The following is an 18,659-nucleotide window of genomic DNA, read 5'->3' as shown; positions in this document are numbered from 1 at the left end:
ATAGCCTGACAGCCAAGCAGCCGTCCGTTCGCGGAGCGGCCTTTCACCCTGCCCTGTAAAAAAAAACGGCCCCTGCAAAGGAGCCGTCTATCAACCGTTCAACGCGGAAAAATTACTTTTTCTTGGCTTTCGGGTTTGGCAGGTCAGTGATGCTGCCTTCGAAAATCTCCGCCGCCAGGCCTACAGACTCGTGCAGCGTCGGGTGGGCGTGGATGGTCAGCGCGATGTCTTCCGCGTCACAGCCCATTTCGATGGCCAGACCGATTTCACCCAGCAGCTCGCCGCCGTTGGTGCCGACAATCGCGCCGCCGATGATACGGTGGGTTTCTTTGTCGAAGATCAGTTTGGTCATGCCGTCGGCACAGTCGGATGCGATAGCACGGCCAGACGCAGCCCACGGGAAGGTGGACGTTTCGTAGCTGATGCCCTGCTCTTTCGCTTCTTTCTCGGTCAGACCAACCCAGGCAACTTCCGGCTCGGTGTAAGCAATGGAAGGGATCACTTTCGGATCGAAGTAGTGTTTCTTGCCGGAGATGACTTCCGCGGCAACGTGACCTTCATGCACGCCTTTGTGCGCCAGCATCGGCTGACCGACGATGTCGCCGATAGCGAAGATGTGCGGCACATTGGTGCGCAGCTGCTTGTCAACGCGGATGAACCCACGGTCGTCGACTTCCACACCGGCTTTGCCGGCATCCAGCAGTTTGCCATTCGGCACACGGCCGATAGCCACCAGCACCGCGTCGTAACGCTGTGGTTCCGCCGGCGCTTTCTTGCCTTCCATCGTCACGTAGATGCCGTCTTCTTTGGCTTCTACCGCAGTGACTTTGGTTTCCAGCATCAGGTTGAACTGCTTGCTGATGCGTTTGGTGAACACTTTCACCACGTCTTTATCGGCCGCCGGGATAACCTGATCGAACATTTCAACCACGTCGATCTGCGAACCCAGCGCGTGATATACGGTGCCCATTTCCAGACCGATGATGCCGCCGCCCATAACCAGCAGACGCTCAGGCACGTTTTTCAGCTCCAGCGCATCGGTGGAATCCCACACGCGCGGATCGTCATGAGGAATGAATGGCAGTTGGATCGGACGAGAACCTGCAGCGATGATGGCGTTATCGAAGTTGATGGTGGTAGCACCGTTTTCGCCTTCAACAACCAGGGTGTTAGCGCCGGTGAATTTACCCAGGCCGTTAACCACTTTGACTTTACGACCTTTAGCCATGCCAGCCAGACCGCCGGTCAACTGATTGATGACTTTTTCTTTCCAGGTGCGGATCTTGTCGATATCGGTTTTCGGCTCACCGAAAACGATGCCGTGTTCAGCCAGCGCTTTGGCTTCTTCGATCACTTTGGCTACGTGCAGCAGCGCTTTGGAAGGGATACACCCCACGTTCAGGCAAACCCCGCCCAGCGTGGAATAACGTTCAACCAGAACGGTTTCAAGACCTAAGTCAGCGCAACGAAAGGCAGCAGAGTATCCTGCCGGGCCCGCCCCAAGTACCACGACCTGAGTTTTAATTTCAGTACTCATCATGACCTCTTAATTTATTGTCCGGCGGGTCAGACGTCATTTATACCCGTCATAGTTGAAGCGGCATCGGTGTTGGCTGCGTTCGCTCGCCGCCTTGATGTCACGCCAATTATTTGGGGCATATTATTAATCGAATTCATAACGCCCTTCATCCACCGGGACGCTTACACCGCGAGCAGTTTACAGAATTGTTAATAAACTGCAAAGCACGTTCGAGTGACCCGTGTCTCAACAATCTTGTCGAGTCATGCAAAAACCGACAAAACTGCTACTGAATCGATAAGGGCGCAGCATGCTGCGCCCCTTTTTCATTACATCACCAGACGGCGAATATCAGCCAGCATATTGTTGATAATGGTGATGAAGCGCGCACCATCTGCACCGTCAATAACACGGTGGTCGAAGGAGAGCGACATCGGCATCATCAGACGCGGCATGAACTCTTTACCGTTCCAAACCGGCTCCATGGCCGATTTGGATACGCCCAGGATAGCCACTTCAGGCGCATTGACGATTGGCGCAAAGTGGGTAGTCCCGATCCCGCCCAGGCTGGAAATGGTGAAGCAACCGCCCTGCATTTCGCCCGCGGTCAACTTGCCATCGCGCGCTTTTTTGGAGATCGCCATCAGTTCGCGGGACAGTTCGGTGATGCTCTTCTTGTTCACATCCTTGAACACCGGAACCACCAGACCGTTCGGCGTATCAACCGCCACGCCAATGTTGATGTATTTCTTCAGCGTCAGCTTCTGGCCATCTTCCGACAGCGAGCTGTTGAAACGCGGCATCTGCTCCAGAGCGGCAGCAACGGCCTTCATGATGAACACCACCGGGGTGAACTTAACGTCCAGTTTGCGCTTGGCAGCTTCTTCGTTCTGCTGCTTGCGGAACGCTTCCAGATCGGTGATATCGGTCTTGTCGAAGTGGGTCACGTGCGGGATCATCACCCAGTTACGGCTCAGGTTGGCACCAGAAATTTTCTGAATGCGACCCAGTTCCACTTCTTCGATTTCGCCGAACTTGCTGAAGTCCACTTTCGGCCATGGCAGCATGCCTGGCAGACCGCCGCCGGCCGCCGCCGCTGGAGCGGATTCAGCGCGTTTCACCGCGTCTTTCACGTAGCTCTGTACGTCTTCGCGCAGGATACGGCCCTTACGACCGGTTCCTTTGACCTTCGCCAGGTTAACGCCGAACTCGCGCGCCAGACGACGGATAACCGGGGTCGCATGCACGTAAGCGTCGTTCTCGGCAAATTCGCCTTTGCCTTCGGCCTTGGCAGCCGGTGCCGGCGCCTGGCTTTGCTGCTTGGCCGCAGCCGGTGCCGCTTCGGCTTTCTGAGCCGGTGCCGCCGCAGGCGCTGCGCCTTCCACTTCGAATACCATGATCAGCGAGCCGGTTTTCACTTTATCACCGGTACCGATCTTGATCTCTTTGACCGTGCCGGCGAACGGCGCAGGCACTTCCATTGAAGCCTTGTCGCCTTCAACGGTGATCAGCGACTGCTCTGCGGCCACTTTATCGCCCACTTTGACCATCACTTCGGTGACTTCAACTTCGTCGCCGCCGATGTCAGGCACTTCAACGTTTTTCGCCGCGCTGGCCGCTGGCGCTGCCGCCGGAGCCGATGGCGCTTCAGCCGCTGCCGGTGCGGCAGCTTCGCCGCCCGCCACGTCAAACACCATGATCAGCGAGCCGGTTTTCACTTTATCGCCGGTGCCGATCTTGATTTCCTTGACCGTGCCGGCGAATGGCGCAGGGACTTCCATCGAGGCCTTATCGCCTTCAACGGTGATCAGCGATTGTTCCGCTTCAACCTTGTCGCCCACTTTCACCAGAATTTCAGTCACTTCGACTTCGTCCGCACCGATATCCGGTACTTCGACGTCTTTGGCCGCCGCAGCCGCCGGCGCAGATGCCGCCGCCGGTTTTTCTTCTGCCTTGGCCGCCGGTGCAGCTTGCGCTGCCCCTTCTGCGTCAAAGATCATGATCAGTTTGCCGGTTTCGGTCTTGTCGCCGACCGCAACCTTGATCTCTTTCACCACGCCGGCCTGCGGCGAGGGAACTTCCATCGAAGCCTTGTCGCCTTCAACGGTGATCAGCGATTGCTCCGCTTCAACCTTGTCGCCGACATTCACCAGAATCTCGGTGATTTCAACTTCGTCTGCACCGATGTCCGGCACGTTAATTTCAATAGACATTGTTCTTTACCTCTTATGCCAGACGCGGGTTGACTTTATCTGCATCGATATTGAATTTGGTGATCGCATCAGCCACCACTTTCTTATCGATTTCACCGCGTTTGGCCAGTTCACCCAGAGCGGCAACCACCACGTAAGACGCGTCCACTTCGAAGTGGTGACGCAGGTTCTCGCGGCTGTCGGAACGGCCGAAACCGTCGGTGCCCAGAACGCGATAATCGCTGGCCGGGATGAAGTTGCGGATCTGCTCGGCAAACAGCTTCATGTAGTCGGTAGAGGCTACCGCTGGCGCATCGCTCAGCACCTGAGCAACGTAAGGAACACGCGGCTCTTCGGTTGGGTGCAGCATGTTCCAGCGTTCGCAGTCCTGACCATCGCGCGCCAGTTCGGTGAACGAGGTCACGCTGAACACGTCGGAACCAACGCCGTAATCTTTTGCCAGGATCTGCGCGGCTTCACGTACGTGACGCAGGATCGAGCCGGAGCCCATCAGCTGTACCTTGCCTTTGCTGCCTTCCAGGGTTTCCAGCTTGTAGATACCCTTGCGGATACCCTCTTCTGCGCCCTGCGGCATGGCCGGCATGTGGTAGTTTTCGTTCAGCGTAGTGATGTAGTAGTACACGTTCTCTTGCGCTTCACCGTACATACGCACCAGACCGTCATGCATGATGACCGCCACTTCGTAGGCATAAGCCGGATCGTAAGAGATACAGTTAGGGATGGTCAGCGACTGAATGTGGCTGTGGCCATCTTCGTGCTGCAGACCTTCGCCGTTCAGCGTGGTACGGCCAGAGGTGCCGCCGATCAGGAAGCCACGCGCCTGTTGGTCGCCCGCCGCCCAGCACAGGTCGCCGATACGTTGGAAACCGAACATCGAATAGTAGATGTAGAACGGAATCATCGGCAGATCGTTGGTGCTGTAAGAGGTCGCCGCTGCCAGCCAGGAAGATGCCGCACCCAGTTCGTTGATGCCTTCCTGCAGGATCTGGCCTTTCTCGTCTTCTTTGTAGTAAGCAACCTGCTCACGGTCCTGCGGGGTGTACTGCTGGCCGTTCGGGCTGTAAATACCGATCTGACGGAACAGGCCTTCCATACCGAAGGTACGCGCTTCATCGGCGATGATTGGCACCAGGCGATCCTTGATCGACTTGTTCTTCAGCATCACGTTCAGCGCACGCACGAAGGCGATGGTGGTAGAGATTTCCTTGTTCTGCTCTTCCAGCAGTGAACTGAAATCTTCCAGCGTCGGCAGCTCCAGCTTCTGCGTGAAGTTCGGCAGACGGCTTGGCAGGTAACCGGCCAGTGCCTGACGGCGTTCGTGCAGATACTTGTACTCTTCGGAATCTTTCTCGAAGGTCAGGTACGGCAGTTTTTCGATATCGGCATCGGCAACCGGCACGTTGAAACGATCGCGGAAGTGGTGAACCCCTTCCATGTTCATTTTCTTGACCTGGTGAGCGATGTTTTTGCCTTCCGCGGTATCACCCATGCCGTAACCTTTGATGGTATGGGCCAGGATAACGGTCGGTTTACCTTTGGTGTCCTGTGCTTTCTTCAGGGCAGCAAAGACTTTCTTCGGATCGTGACCACCACGGTTCAGCGCCCAGATCTCATCGTCGGTCATGTCTTTGACCAACGCCGCGGTTTCTGGATAACGGCCGAAGAAGTGCTCGCGAACGTAAGCGCCATCGCGGGATTTGAAGGTCTGGTAATCGCCGTCCAGGGTTTCGTTCATCAGTTGAATCAGCTTGCCGCTGGTATCTTTACGCAGCAGTTCGTCCCAACGCCCGCCCCAGATCACTTTGATCACCTGCCAGCCGGCGCCGCTGAAGATGCCGTCCAGTTCGTTGATGATCTTGCCGTTACCGGTGACCGGGCCGTCCAGACGCTGCAGGTTGCAGTTGATGACGAAGACCAGGTTGTCCAGTTTTTCACGGGTCGCGATGGTGATGGCGCCCTTGGATTCCGGCTCATCCATCTCGCCGTCACCCAGGAAAGCGTAAACGGTTTGTTCTGCAGTATTTTTCAGGCCGCGGTGTTCCAGATATTTCAGGAACTTCGCCTGGTAAATGGCGCTGATTGGCCCCAGGCCCATGGAAACGGTCGGGAACTGCCAGAATTCAGGCATCAACTTAGGATGCGGATAAGATGACAGACCATTGCCGTGTACTTCCTGACGGAAGTTGTTCATTTGTTCTTCGGTCAGGCGGCCTTCAAGGAAGGCACGTGCATAAATGCCTGGAGAGATGTGGCCCTGGAAATACACCAGATCGCCGCCATCTTTCTCGTTACGTGCACGGAAGAAGTGGTTAAAGCAGACTTCATAGAAGGTCGCGGAAGACTGGAAGGAAGCCATGTGGCCGCCCAGATCCAGGTCTTTCTTGGAAGCACGCAGAACGGTCATAATGGCGTTCCAGCGGATGGCGCTGCGAATGCGGCGTTCCAGATCCAGGTTACCCGGATATTCAGGCTCCTCTTCCACCGCGATGGTGTTGACGTAGTTGTTCGCTGCGGCACCTGCCGCTACGCTCACGCCGCCTTTGCGGGCCTGACCCAATACCTGATCAATCAGAAACTGAGCTCGCTCAACACCCTCTTCACGGATGACCGATTCGATCGCCTGCAGCCAGTCGCGGGTTTCGATCGGATCCACGTCATTGTTTAAACGTTCTGACATGGTGGTATTCCTTATCTGTCTAATGGTTTGTTTGGAGCCTGTCTTCCTGCACTCTGTACCAAAGCGCACGAAGACAGGCTCATCAGTTTGTTGCCGCTTAAGTACTTAACTAAGCACTTCGAGCTTTATGCCCACAGGCTGGTGTTTCCCCTGTAGATAACCGCTCTTAATCCTTGCGTTGCTGGAGTCGCCGTAACGATCTCTCACGCCGGGTATGTTCCCGACTGAGATCCAGCAAAATTTCCTCGATAAACGCCAAGTGGCGGTGCGAGGCTTCGCGGGCCTTTTCCGGCTCACGTGCCACTATCGCCTCAAAAATCCCGGCGCGGTGGCTGCTCACTTTTGCCAACATCTCACGGCGCGAGTAGAGCAATTCAAAGTTCTGTCGGACGTTCTGTTCCAGCATTGGCCCCATGCAGCGTAGCAAATGCAGCAACACCACGTTGTGGGCAGCTTCGGTAACGGCGATCTGATACTGCATCACCGCGTCTGCTTCGGCGTCGAGATCGCCGCTGTCCTGGGCCTGTTGAATCACGATATGGCAATCGCGGATGCGCGCCAGATCTTCTTCCGTGCCGCGCAGCGCCGCATAGTACGCAGCGATGCCCTCAAGAGCATGACGGGTTTCGAGCAGGTCGAATTGTGATTCAGGGTGATCGGCCAACAGTTCAGCCAACGGATCGCTGAAGCTCTGCCAGAGATTTGTTTGTACGAAGGTACCGCCGCCCTGACGACGCAGCAGCAGCCCTTTCGCTTCCAGGCGCTGGATCGCCTCTCTCAGAGAAGGACGGGAAACATCAAACTGTTTCGCCAGTTCACGCTCCGGAGGCAGTTTTTCGCCTGGGCGCAGCGTACCCTCGAGAATCAGGTATTCGAGCTGTTGCTCGATAACGTCTGACAGCTTGGGCTGGCGGATTTTGCTGTAGGCCATGAGTGATTTCTTCTCTGCGAATGGCGCGGAGTCAATTGGTAATACCAATTTCAAAAACGTGACGGTAAAGTAACAAAGTATTCACCTCCTGTCCATATGGGCTCGGGCCGAATTGCCGATACCCGCACATTTTAACACCCCAGCCGATACCCTGCTGCAATCCGCTAACCCCGTGCTGGTAATACCATTTACGGCCTAAGCGTGTGATTTAACTTTTGCGAAACGTTTGGTTAGGCAGACTGCACCGTTAATATCGGGCTTTTATGGCAGGTCGATGAAACTTTGGTGATCGCCTGCCAATGTTCGGTTCTGTGATCCAGATCACGAGCGTGATGGAGAGAGCAATTGGTCAAACCTGAGCTATTTTTGCGAGTAATGTGACTTGATGCTTATTTCATGCACATAACCCCCCTTACGGTCACACAATCCGCATTTTGTTTCCTAAACTGCTGAAATCTTGGTCACTCACAACACAAAGCAGGTGCAAACTTCCGCGCATATCATTATTCTTTTGCAAACGGTAGCGGTGCCGTCGAATTAATAGATCAAATGCCGTAAAGAAAATAATACACACATCGTAATCACTGCCTTACAGCATGTGAGCATTCTGCAACAACAGAGGGTAAATGGATGGATGGTCAACAACAGGGTGACCAGCTGAAACGCGGCCTGAAAAACCGCCATATTCAGCTTATTGCCTTAGGTGGCGCTATCGGTACCGGGTTGTTTCTCGGTATCGCGCAAACAATAAAAATGGCTGGCCCGTCGGTGATTTTGGGCTACGCCATCGGCGGATTCATCGCTTTCCTGATTATGCGCCAACTGGGTGAAATGGTGGTGGAAGAGCCGGTTGCCGGCTCATTCAGCCATTTTGCCTATAAATACTGGGGTAACTTCGCCGGTTTCGCCTCCGGCTGGAACTATTGGGTGCTGTATGTGCTGGTAGCGATGGCGGAACTGACCGCGGTCGGGATCTACGTACAGTATTGGTGGCCGGAAATTCCGACCTGGGTCTCGGCGGCGGTGTTCTTCCTGGCGATTAACGCCATTAACCTGGCCAACGTCAAAGTGTATGGCGAAATGGAATTCTGGTTCGCCATTATCAAGGTGGTGGCGATTATCGGCATGATCGTATTCGGTGCCTACCTGCTGTTCAGCGGCATGGGCGGCCCGGAAGCCACGGTGACCAACCTGTGGGCACAGGGCGGCTTCTTCCCGAACGGCGTGATGGGACTGGTAATGGCCATGGCGGTTATCATGTTTTCCTTCGGCGGTCTGGAGCTGGTGGGCATCACCGCGGCGGAGGCCGACAACCCGCAGGCCAGCATTCCAAAAGCCACCAATCAGGTCATCTACCGTATCCTGATCTTTTATATCGGCTCGTTGACCATTCTGCTTTCTCTCTACCCGTGGGGCAAAGTGGTCGAAGGCGGCAGCCCGTTCGTGCTGATCTTCCACGCGCTGAACAGCAATCTGGTCGCCACCGTGTTGAATATCGTGGTGCTGACCGCCGCGCTGTCGGTCTACAACAGCTGCGTATACTGCAATAGCCGCATGCTGTACGGCCTGGCGAAACAGGGCAACGGACCGAAAAGCCTGCTGAAGGTCGACGGCCGCGGCGTACCGGTGATCGCCATCGGCGTATCTGCGTTGGCCACGGCGTTCTGCGTATTGATCAACTACCTGATCCCGGGGCGCGCCTTCGAACTGCTGATGGCGCTGGTGGTCTCCGCTCTGGTGATCAACTGGGCGATGATCAGCCTGGCGCACCTGAAATTCCGCGCTGCCAAAAATCGCGACGGCGTAGAGCCTAAGTTCAAGGCCTTCTGGTATCCGTTCAGCAACTATCTGTGCCTGCTGTTTATGGCTGGTATCCTGGTGATTATGTACCTGACACCGGGCATTCGCATTTCGGTGCTGCTGATCCCGGTCTGGGTGGCGGTGCTGGCGATTGGCTACGCCATCAAGCAGCGCAGCCAGCGGGCGCTCGGCAGCGCCACGCGCTGATTTCATCTCTGCCGCAGGCCCGCCACGGCGGGCCTGTTTCATATCACGCCTTTTCCCGCCCGCTACGCCTGCTTACGCAGCGCGTCCCAGACTTTCATCACTTCGGCAATCGCGCCCTGGAAGGTCGCTACGTCAACACCATCCCGAGCTGACGTTGAGATGCCCAGCAAAAAGCTGTTGAATACGGTCGCCAGCGCCCGGGCGTCGGTGCTCGCCGTCAGCTCGCCTGCGGCAATGGCACGTTCGACGCAGCGGATAAATCCGCCATACGTTCGCGCACGCGATTCCGCCAGCGGTTTGGCCACGTCGGCATGCGCGGGCGTCGGCGCACTCATGACGCCGAAAGCGACCATACACCCCTTCGGATGCCCCGGCTCGCACTGCATGGTCGTCGACTGACGCAGCGCCAGTTCAACGGCCTCCCGCGGCGCCAGCGCGTCGTCCCAAAGGCACGCCGTGACGCGCGCATAACTCGCCAGATAACACTGCACCGCCTCGTTGAACAGCGCCTCTTTCGACCCGAAAGCCGCATAGAAACTCGGGGCGGAAATACCACCTCCAATGCTCGCCTTTAGCTGGCTGAGCGAGGTTGATTCATAGCCCTGCTCCCAGAACAGGTGCATCGCTTGTTCGATGGCCTGCTGGCGGTCAAAGCTGCGGGGACGTCCCATTTGCGCCATCGCTGACTCCTTATCTTTTACGACATATATACTAATCGATATATAATTTATTGACAACGTAGCGACGATGATGATTACATTTATACCGATCGGTATATATATCGATATGCTTCGGACGCCGGCTCACCAAGCGACGCCGGAACCTTCTCATCGTCGAAAGGATCTTTTGCGTGAATCACTCATCCACTCAGGCGACATCGGCCACCGCCGCCCGCCTGCCCGTCGCCGCCCTGCTGGCTTTGGCCATGACAGGATTTATCTGTATCGTGACCGAAACGCTGCCTGCAGGCCTGCTACCGCAAATCAGTCAGGGACTCGGCGTCAATCCGGCGCTGACCGGGCAAATGGTGACGGCATATGCGCTGGGCTCGCTGCTGGCCGCCATCCCGCTGACGATTGCAACACGCAGATGGCGGCGGCGTAACGTCCTGCTGCTGACTATCATCGGCTTCCTTCTCTTCAACTCAGCCACCGCGCTATCTACCCACTATGCCGTCACGCTGGTCGCCCGCTTCTTTGCCGGCGTCGCCGCAGGGCTGGCCTGGAGCCTGCTGGCCGGCTACGCCCGGCGGATGGTCGCGCCTTATCAGCAAGGACGCGCCCTGGCCATCGCCATGGTGGGAACCCCAATTGCTCTCTCTCTGGGGGTGCCTCTGGGGACCTTCATGGGATCGACTATCGGCTGGCGCAGCGCATTCTGGATCATGTCGGCCCTGACGCTGCTGCTGATCGTCTGGGTATACGCCAAAGTCCCCGATTACCCCGGCCAGTCCGCCCATCAACACATGCCGCTGCGCCGGGTCTTCACCACGCCCGGCGTACGCCCGGTATTGGTGGTGGTAATCACCTGGATGCTTGCTCACAACATTCTCTATACCTATATCGCTCCGTTTATCGCGCCGGCGGGAATGGCTGACCGAACCGATCTGGTGCTGTTCGCCTTCGGCGCAGCGGCGCTCGCCGGCATCTGGATCACCGGCCGGCTGGTGGAGCGCCACCTGCGCACCACGGTACTGGCCAGTCTCGCCGCCTTCGCGCTCACCGCGTTCGCCTTCGGCGTCGGTGCGCAAGATCCCGCCGTGATTTATCTGGGGGTGATCGTCTGGGGCATCACGTTCGGCGGTGCGGCAACCCTGTTGCAAACCGCGCTGGCCGATGCGGCGGGAGACGGCGCTGACGTAGCGCTCTCCATGAATGTGGTGGCCTGGAACTCGGCGATCGCCGGCGGCGGCGTGATCGGCGGCATGCTGCTTGATACCTGGGAGGCCAGCGTTTTCCCCTGGGCATTGCTGATCCTGCTGGCCGTTGCGTTCGCCATCGCCTGGTCGTCCCGTGAATACGCTTTCAAACCGGGACACCGTCTCGGCAGTTCCCATATCGTGAGCCACTGAATGCCCACGCCATCCTGAAAAAACACGGCTCACGCCGTGTTCTCGTCTAGGGAACACCGACTTCTGCCGTCCCTTCTCCGGGTCAAGTTTGCTAACAAGCTCACACTTCTTCCGCCATGGCAGGTTTGTCCATCTCAATAACCATGATTTCCTGATGACTCGCCGCCGAGCAAGGCAATAATCGTTGCCATTCAGTCAGATCCTGCCAGCGCGGAGAGAATGTCCATGAACAGCACTGCCCTTTCGGTAAGAGAAAAGATCGGCTATGGCATGGGAGATGCCGGTTGTAACATGATTGGCGGTGCAATCATGTTATTCCTCAATTACTTCTACACTGACATTTTTGGCCTGACGCCGGCCCTGGTCGGCATATTGCTGCTGTCGGTGCGAGTGCTCGACGCGGTCACCGACCCGATCATGGGAGCTATTGCCGACCGTACCCAGAGCCGTTGGGGGCGTTTTCGCCCGTGGCTACTGTGGGTTTCGCTGCCCTATGTGCTGTTCAGCGTGCTGATGTTCACCACGCCGGAATGGAGCTATGACAGTAAAGTGGTATACGCCTTTGCCACCTATTTTCTGATGTCGTTGACCTACACCGCCATCAATATTCCCTACTGTTCGCTGGGCGGCGTAATTACCGCCGATCCGCACGAGCGCGTCTCCTGCCAGTCGTATCGCTTTATCATGGTCGGCATCGCTACGCTGATCCTGTCCATGACGCTACTGCCAATGGCCGAATGGTTCGGCGGCGACAACAAGGCGCGCGGCTATCAAATGGCGATGGGCGTGCTGGCGCTGATAGCGCTGTTCATGTTCCTGTTCTGCTTTGCCACGGTGAAAGAACGCATTCGCCCGGCGGTGCCCACCCATGACGCATTGAAAGCCGATCTGAAAGACGTGTGGAAAAACGATCAATGGGTGCGCATCCTGCTGCTGACCTTCTGTAACGTCTGCCCCGGCTTTATTCGCATGGCGGCCACCATGTATTACGTCACCTACGTCATGCAACAGTCGGCCTCGTTCGCCAGCCTGTTCATCAGCCTGGGGGTGGTCGGTATGATGCTCGGCAGCGCGCTGGCCAAGCCGCTTACCGACCGATTCTGCAAGCTGAAGGTGTTCTTCTGGACCAATATCGCACTGGCGCTGTTTTCATGCGGGTTCTATTTCTTTAATCCACAGCTGACGTGGTTTATCGTCGCGGCTTACTTCCTGCTGAACATCCTGCATCAGATCCCGTCGCCGCTGCACTGGTCGCTGATGGCGGACGTCGACGACTACGGTGAATGGAAGACCGGCAAACGCATTACCGGCATCAGCTTCTCTGGCAACCTGTTCTTCCTGAAGGTGGGTCTGGCGGTAGCCGGCGCCATGGTCGGTTTCCTGATGTCGTTTTCCGGCTACCAGGCCGATGCGGCCAGCCAAAGCGCCAGTGCGCTCAACAGCATCGTATTGCTGTTCACCGTGATCCCCGGCATCGGCTATCTGATCACCGCCGGCGTCGTGCGACTGCTGAAGGTGGACCGTGAACTGATGAAGCAAATCCAGATCGATCTGGAAAAGCGCCGCACCAACTACCAGGAGCTGGCCGACTACCGCGAGCAACAGCTTGAAGCCAAACATCCGTAAGGAACCAGAGATGAAACAGTATCCCAACCCCCTGATTGAACAGCGTGCCGACCCGTATATTGTTCGCCATAGCGACGGCTACTATTACTTTATCGCCTCGGTACCGGAATACGATCGGTTGGAACTGCGCCGCGCCGCCAGCCTGAGCGAACTGGCGCAGGCAACGCCAACGGTGGTGTGGCGCAAACCTGCCAGTGGGCCAATGAGCGCGCTGATCTGGGCGCCCGAACTGCATGTTATCGACGGCAAGTGGTACATCTACTTTGCCGCTGCGCACAGTCCGGAGATTGCCGACGGCCTGTTCCAGCATCGCATGTTCGCGCTGGAGTGCCGTGACGCGGATCCACTGAGCGGGGAATGGCAGGAAAAAGGCCGCATTTACAGTCATATCGACAGTTTCTCGCTGGATGCCACCCACTTTACCCATCGCGGCAAACACTACTATTTATGGGCACAGAAAGATCCGGCCATACGTGGCAATTCCAACCTCTACCTGGCCGAAATGGCCAACCCATGGACGTTGCAAGGCGAACCGGTGATGCTCAGCAAGCCCGAGCTGCCGTGGGAAACCGTCGGCTTTTGGGTTAACGAAGGCCCGGCGGCGATAGTGCACGGCCAGCGGCTGTTTATCAGCTATTCCGCCAGCGCCACCGACGAAAACTACTGCATCGGTCTGTTATGGGCCGATATCGACAGCGACATCACCGATCCGGCGCAGTGGCATAAATCACCGCAACCGGTGTTTCGCACCAGCTATGAGCACCGTCAGTTCGGCCCAGGCCACAACAGCTTTACCGTTGATGAGGACGGCAACGACGTGCTGGTATACCACGCGCGCAATTACACGGAAATCGATGGCGATCCGCTGTATGACCCGAACCGGCATACGCGGATCAAACCGTTGACATGGGATCGGCAAGGCATGCCGGTGTTTGGCGTACCACCGGCAGATAATCACTAACAGACTGCGGGGCGCCGTTGCGGCGCCCCGCCACTTAATGCGCGTTACGCAATGCCTTCACCTGTTCGGCGGTGATATCCGCCGGCAGCCCGCCCCAGGTCACACGCAGATAATTCACCAGCTCCGCCACTTGCGCATCGTCCAGTCGCTGGCCAAAACCCGGCATGCTCTGCATGCTTTCGCCATTGGGGAACTGCTGTGCCGGCAAGCCATCCAGTACCGAGACGATCAGGTTTTTGCCATCCGCCTGGCGCAGCGTGGCATTACCACGCATTGCCACCGCTACGTGCGGCTTACCCTGTCCGTCGCGGGCGTGGCAGCCAGCGCATTGATCCAGATAGGTGCGCCGACCGGCATCATCACCCTGACCAATTTTGGCTACCACCGCCGGCGGCGGCCGATCACCCATCAGGTAGGTCGCCAGCGCCCGCTGATCCTCCGCCGTCAAATGCTGCGTGCTGAGATCCACCACCATATGCATTTCGCTGAAGGCAGATCCCTGCGGCGCCAAACCGCTGGCAAGGAAGCGGCTGAGATCCGCCGGCGTCCAGCCACGTTGCGCCAGCCCGTTCGGCGTGATGTCCGGCGCGATGAAACGCCCCAGGTCGCCGCCCTGCATGGCGTGGTCCAGCGTCATCTGGCCCAGAGCGCCGCGCGGCGTATGGCACTCGCCGCAGTGGCCGAGCACGTCGGCCAGATAGCGGCCGCGCTGCCAGTCTGCCGATTGCCCCTGCGAGCTGGCCGGCAACGGATCGCTATTGCGGAACAGCAGATTCCAGCCAATCAGCGCCATGCGTTGATTGAGCGGGAACGGCAGGTCGTTGTTCGGCGTAGCCACATCCACCGCCGGACGTGTCATCAGATAGGCGTAGATATCATCCGAATCCTGGCGCGTCATGCCCTTATACGAGGTGTACGGCATCGCTGGATACAGATGTCGGCCGCCCGGCGCAACGCCCTGGGTCAATGCCAGGAAGAAGTCGTCTTTGGTCCAGCGGCCGATACCGTGCTCGACCGACGGCGTCAGGTTGCTACCATAGAGGGTGCCGAACGGCGTTGCCAGCGGATAGCCTCCGGCCAGCGGCGCGCCGCCGTCGGCGGTATGGCATGCCGCACAGTCTGCCGCCCGCGTCAGATAGCGCCCGCGTTCAAGCTGTTGCGCATTGGCCGTTACGTTTTGTGCGGCCCCGTCGTAGCTGCGGTTTTCCCGCCACCACAGCACCGCTACCACGATAATCACCAGCAACACCACCGACAAAGCGAGACGTTTTTTCATTTTGCCGTCTCCTTCAGCAGTCCTGGCGTGTTCAATACCACCTCGCGTACCGCCTGGTAATAGCGAACATAACCGGTACAGCGACAGATGTGGCTATCCAGCGCCTGTTCAATCGCCGCTTCCAGCGCCTCGCGAGCTATCGGCTCTCGCTGCAGTTTTTCCACAAAAAGGGTCGCAGCGTTAACAAAGCCCGGCGTGCAGTAACCGCACTGGAAACTGTAATGGTCAAGAAACGCCTGTTGAATCGGCGAGAGCGTCACTGCGCCCTGTTCGTCCACTTTCGCATGGCCTTCAACGGTGCGGACTTTTTTACCGTTGAAGAAATGCGCGCCGGTAATGCAGGTACGCACTTCTTCACTGCTACCGCTCGGGTGGTCGACGATCGCCACGCAGGCATGGCAGATGCCCTGACCGCAGCCAAGGCGTGAACCGGTCAGATCGAGATATTCGTGCAGAAAATCGATCATCATCAGCCCTTCCGGCACTTCCAGCGGGCCGTACTGTTTGTCATTGATGGTCAGGGTGATTGGCTGGGTTTTGATGCTCATGGTAATACCTCACGAATATTCTCGGCACGGACAGGTAAATCACGGAAACGATGGCCGGTGGCGTCGGCAATGGCGTTGACCAACGCGGCCACCACCGGGATCATCACCACTTCCGCCATGCCCTTCGGCGGATCGGTTTCCGACAGCGCAGGCAGGATATGGTCGGTCTGTTGCCAAACCGCCACATCGCTGGCGCGCGGCAGGTGATAACGGTTGAAGTTCCAGGTTCCGTTACCCGGCCCGTCTTCGTACAACGGTAAATATTCGTGCAGCGCATGGCCGATACCCATCGCGACACCGCCCTGTAGCTGGCCGGACACCAGTTCCGGCACAATCAGGTTGCCGCACTCCATGATCGAATGATGATTCAGCAATTCTACCCGGCCAGTGGCGATATCTATCGCTACCTCCACCAGCGTGCCGACCGCGCTGTAGTAAGTCACGGCGGCGTTATTGCGCTGGGTCGGCGGGTAATAAACCTGCTCGCGCGCCAGCGTACGGTAGTCGCCGCCGGCCTGACGCAAGGCCAGGCCGTCAATCGGCAGCCGTTGGCGCTGATTACCCAGGTTGAACTCGGCTTCGGCCCACTGCCAGCGGTTGAACACATGTACCACCGCACCGGTGACGCCGCCCAGTTGAAAAGCCTTTTTCGCCAACATCTCCAGCGGCAGTACCTGCATACCGGCGGCGGTCAAACCGCCTTCCACCCAGCGGGCGTCTTCTTTGCGCACCACCAGCGGCGCAGCCTGGCCGCCACCGATGCCGGACTGCCAAATGGCCAGCGCCGCCGGCCACAGGCCATGTTCAAACACCAGCCGCGCCGCTTCGCGCGTACTGTGAGAGAAATAAAACGCCGAGTTACTGGCGCTGGAGGGCGAGCAATAACTTGGCGTCCACTGCGGATTGGCCTGCATCGCGTCCTGTTGCTGCTGCGACATCAGATAGGGATCGCCACTGGTCACCATCGGCAACAGTGACCAGTCGGTCACCGAAAAATGCGCTTCATCGGCCGGTTTTCCCAGCCATTGAGCGCAGAGCACCGACTGGGAGGTAGACATGCCGGTGCCCATTTCAGCGCCGCTATGGTGCAACGTAATGCGACCGTCTTCGCTCAGTTCAACCCGGGCGAAAGAGGTTTCCGCGCCGGTGCCGAAATCCTTCTGCACGCAGCCAAAGCCAACGCCGTAGCGCTTGCCGGGATGCTGCGCGTTAAATTCGAGTTTGCGTTCGCGACGCTTGAGCCAGATCGGGTGCTGCGCGGCCTTTTCCAGCACTTCATCCGCGCGGATCGCCCCGGCCGGGATCGCCCCCTGGGTATTCTTCATGCCGGACTTCAACACGTTGCGCAAACGGAACTCGATCGGATCGATCTGCAGTTCGGCAGCCAGTTCGTCCACCATCATTTCGGTTGCCGCCATGCTTTGCAGCGTGCCGTAACCGCGCGCCGAACCGGCATCAATGGCGCGTGACGCCAGGCCAACCGACGACAGATCGCTTTTCGGGAAGTAATAGATCGACTGCGCAGCGGTCGCCCCCACCATCACCACCGACGGCGTGAAGTTGCTGCGGCCTCCGCCGTCAGCGGTCATTTCGCCGTGGAAGGATTGCAGCACGCCGGTTTGCCGGTTCACCGCAATGGTGTAGTGCATATCAAACGCGTGGCGCTTCAATGAGGTCTGGAACTGTTCAAAACGGTCATTGGCCAACCGCACCGGATGACCGTCGCCGTACATCGCCGCCACCGCGCCGTAATACGGGAAGTTACAGTGATCTTTTGAACCATAACCCACGGTGTAGCACGGGTGCAGAATCAACTGCTTCAGCGGCGGATTGTGCTGCGCCAACATGCGCGGCATTTCCGCGGCCACTTCCTGTGGTGACTGGGTCGGTACCACCAGATGCAGCGTTTGCGTCGCGCTGTCGTACCAGCCGTTGGCGTTGTCCGGTTCCAGCGCAGCGGTATCAATCGACTGCGTAGTGTAACGACGCGACATCACCAGCCAATCCGCTGGCGGCGAGCGCAACTCATCGGCGATCAGCCCGGCGTAATGCATGCCCTCCTGATCCAGCTTGCCGCCGTCGCGCCCTTCCGGCCAGACCGGCAGGTGTTTGCGCATCCCGATCGGGAAGATCGGGCTATCCTTGAGGCTGGAGAAGCGGTCGTCGTCGAACGGCTGCGCACCGCCGATGCGCACGTAACGGAACGAGCCCCACGGATCGCGCGCCAACGGGCCGGTTTGCGCACCGTATCGGATAACCTCATCGCGGAACTTCAGCGCGTCTTTGGCGAAACGGAAGCGGGCAAAGTCGTGATAGATCAGAATAGCCACCGCCTGGCCGAGATAGGCCGGCGTTTTACCACGCGGCAACAACATGTCGTCGCCGTAAAATGCCGGCAACGCCAGTCCGTCGCGCGCCAGATCGTCTGCGGTAACCAGCCGATCCGGCTGCAACTCCTCCCCCAGCAGCGACAGGTCGACGCCGTCGAACAATCGGTCGGCCTTGGTGACGCGCAGGACAAAGGCATGCGCCTGCCGTTGTGGCCAGTGCGGCATATCCACTGCGCGAATGTCGCGCGCGAACACCTTGTGGCCCATCACCTTTGCGCGGCCGTCAATACGGAAACGGATACGTTTTTGCTGGGCATCCCATGCGGGCGACTGAAGGATTTTTTGTTCGAACAGCGCGGCATAAGCGCGGCTGTAAAGTGGCGCGAGGTAAACGGCTACCCCCGCTATCACTGCGCTTTTAATAAAGCGACGCCGTGACGGGTTAAAATTGCTCATAAATATCCCTTGGTTCTTTATAGTATTTTTAGTGGTGTTGTTGC

At 57.9% G+C, this 18,659-nt stretch carries 12 protein-coding genes; 4 read left to right on the top strand and 8 right to left on the bottom strand.

Annotated elements, in window-relative coordinates; genetic code table 11:
* Positions 1-112: 112 nt before the first annotated feature.
* The 4 genes from lpdA to pdhR form a co-directional block, all read right to left on the bottom strand.
* The gene (gene lpdA, locus AC2AXP_RS21725) at positions 113-1,537 is read right to left on the bottom strand and encodes a dihydrolipoyl dehydrogenase (RefSeq protein WP_039991753.1); all 1,425 of its coding nucleotides are present in this window, start codon (positions 1,535-1,537) and stop codon (positions 113-115) included.
* A gap of 311 nt (positions 1,538-1,848) precedes the next feature.
* Positions 1,849-3,732 carry a pyruvate dehydrogenase complex dihydrolipoyllysine-residue acetyltransferase gene (aceF, locus tag AC2AXP_RS21720; RefSeq protein WP_484381929.1) on the bottom strand — a complete coding sequence of 628 codons (1,884 nt, stop codon included), beginning with the start codon at positions 3,730-3,732 and terminating at the stop codon, positions 1,849-1,851.
* Between the two features lie 13 nt (positions 3,733-3,745).
* Positions 3,746-6,409 carry a pyruvate dehydrogenase (acetyl-transferring), homodimeric type gene (gene aceE, locus AC2AXP_RS21715; protein WP_004958812.1) on the bottom strand — a complete coding sequence of 888 codons (2,664 nt, stop codon included), beginning with the start codon at positions 6,407-6,409 and terminating at the stop codon, positions 3,746-3,748.
* Between the two features lie 166 nt (positions 6,410-6,575).
* Positions 6,576-7,340, bottom strand: coding sequence for a pyruvate dehydrogenase complex transcriptional repressor PdhR (gene pdhR / locus AC2AXP_RS21710; protein WP_004958808.1), 765 nt, complete (start codon positions 7,338-7,340; stop codon positions 6,576-6,578).
* Between the two features lie 630 nt (positions 7,341-7,970).
* Here pdhR and AC2AXP_RS21705 point away from each other — a divergent pair.
* Positions 7,971-9,347: an amino acid permease gene (locus AC2AXP_RS21705; protein WP_004958807.1), complete on the top strand. Its 1,377-nt coding sequence runs from the start codon at positions 7,971-7,973 to the stop codon at positions 9,345-9,347.
* A gap of 62 nt (positions 9,348-9,409) precedes the next feature.
* Here the strand turns inward: AC2AXP_RS21705 and AC2AXP_RS21700 are convergent, their stop codons facing one another.
* Positions 9,410-10,027: a TetR/AcrR family transcriptional regulator gene (locus AC2AXP_RS21700; protein ID WP_004958804.1), complete on the bottom strand. Its 618-nt coding sequence runs from the start codon at positions 10,025-10,027 to the stop codon at positions 9,410-9,412.
* A 170-nt stretch (positions 10,028-10,197) separates the two neighbouring features.
* On the opposite strand from AC2AXP_RS21700, the gene AC2AXP_RS21695 reads away from it, so the two are divergent.
* From AC2AXP_RS21695 to AC2AXP_RS21685, 3 genes are all read left to right on the top strand, one after another.
* The gene (locus AC2AXP_RS21695; protein ID WP_484381928.1) at positions 10,198-11,418 is read left to right on the top strand and encodes an MFS transporter; all 1,221 of its coding nucleotides are present in this window, start codon (positions 10,198-10,200) and stop codon (positions 11,416-11,418) included.
* Between the two features lie 225 nt (positions 11,419-11,643).
* Positions 11,644-13,044, top strand: a complete 1,401-nt coding sequence (locus AC2AXP_RS21690; protein WP_198773671.1) for a glycoside-pentoside-hexuronide (GPH):cation symporter — start codon at positions 11,644-11,646, stop codon at positions 13,042-13,044.
* 10 nt (positions 13,045-13,054) lie between these two features.
* The gene (locus AC2AXP_RS21685) at positions 13,055-14,005 is read left to right on the top strand and encodes a glycoside hydrolase family 43 protein (protein ID WP_004958796.1); all 951 of its coding nucleotides are present in this window, start codon (positions 13,055-13,057) and stop codon (positions 14,003-14,005) included.
* A 34-nt stretch (positions 14,006-14,039) separates the two neighbouring features.
* On the opposite strand, the gene AC2AXP_RS21680 is transcribed toward AC2AXP_RS21685, so the two are convergent.
* The 3 genes from AC2AXP_RS21680 to AC2AXP_RS21670 are packed head-to-tail and all read right to left on the bottom strand — an operon-like array spanning position 14,040 to position 18,615.
* On the bottom strand, positions 14,040-15,281 hold the full coding sequence (locus AC2AXP_RS21680) for a cytochrome c (protein ID WP_004958793.1): 1,242 nt from the start codon (positions 15,279-15,281) through the stop codon (positions 14,040-14,042).
* Complete coding sequence (locus AC2AXP_RS21675) at positions 15,278-15,829, bottom strand: (2Fe-2S)-binding protein (protein WP_004958789.1); 552 nt, start codon at positions 15,827-15,829, stop codon at positions 15,278-15,280. Before AC2AXP_RS21675 ends, AC2AXP_RS21680 begins: the two co-directional genes overlap by 4 nt.
* Positions 15,826-18,615 (bottom strand): xanthine dehydrogenase family protein molybdopterin-binding subunit, encoded by a 2,790-nt coding sequence (locus AC2AXP_RS21670; RefSeq protein WP_484381927.1) that lies wholly within the window; start codon positions 18,613-18,615, stop codon positions 15,826-15,828. Before AC2AXP_RS21670 ends, AC2AXP_RS21675 begins: the two co-directional genes overlap by 4 nt.
* Positions 18,616-18,659 lie beyond the last annotated feature (44 nt).

Source organism: Serratia sp. Sp408, from assembly GCF_057180665.1.
This window is presented reverse-complemented; position numbering and strand designations above follow the sequence as displayed.

Excerpts from the sequence above, each read along its gene's own strand:
- AC2AXP_RS21685 (WP_004958796.1), top strand. The coding sequence starts at position 13,055 with ATGAAACAGTATCCCAACCCCCTGATTGAACAGCGTGCCGACCCGTAT.
- aceE (WP_004958812.1), bottom strand. The coding sequence starts at position 6,409 with ATGTCAGAACGTTTAAACAATGACGTGGATCCGATCGAAACCCGCGAC.
- AC2AXP_RS21690 (WP_198773671.1), top strand. The coding sequence starts at position 11,644 with ATGAACAGCACTGCCCTTTCGGTAAGAGAAAAGATCGGCTATGGCATG.
- AC2AXP_RS21700 (WP_004958804.1), bottom strand. The coding sequence starts at position 10,027 with ATGGCGCAAATGGGACGTCCCCGCAGCTTTGACCGCCAGCAGGCCATC.
- AC2AXP_RS21680 (WP_004958793.1), bottom strand. The coding sequence starts at position 15,281 with ATGAAAAAACGTCTCGCTTTGTCGGTGGTGTTGCTGGTGATTATCGTG.
- aceF (WP_484381929.1), bottom strand. The coding sequence starts at position 3,732 with ATGTCTATTGAAATTAACGTGCCGGACATCGGTGCAGACGAAGTTGAA.
- pdhR (WP_004958808.1), bottom strand. The coding sequence starts at position 7,340 with ATGGCCTACAGCAAAATCCGCCAGCCCAAGCTGTCAGACGTTATCGAG.
- AC2AXP_RS21705 (WP_004958807.1), top strand. The coding sequence starts at position 7,971 with ATGGATGGTCAACAACAGGGTGACCAGCTGAAACGCGGCCTGAAAAAC.
- AC2AXP_RS21675 (WP_004958789.1), bottom strand. The coding sequence starts at position 15,829 with ATGAGCATCAAAACCCAGCCAATCACCCTGACCATCAATGACAAACAG.
- AC2AXP_RS21670 (WP_484381927.1), bottom strand. The coding sequence starts at position 18,615 with ATGAGCAATTTTAACCCGTCACGGCGTCGCTTTATTAAAAGCGCAGTG.
- lpdA (WP_039991753.1), bottom strand. The coding sequence starts at position 1,537 with ATGAGTACTGAAATTAAAACTCAGGTCGTGGTACTTGGGGCGGGCCCG.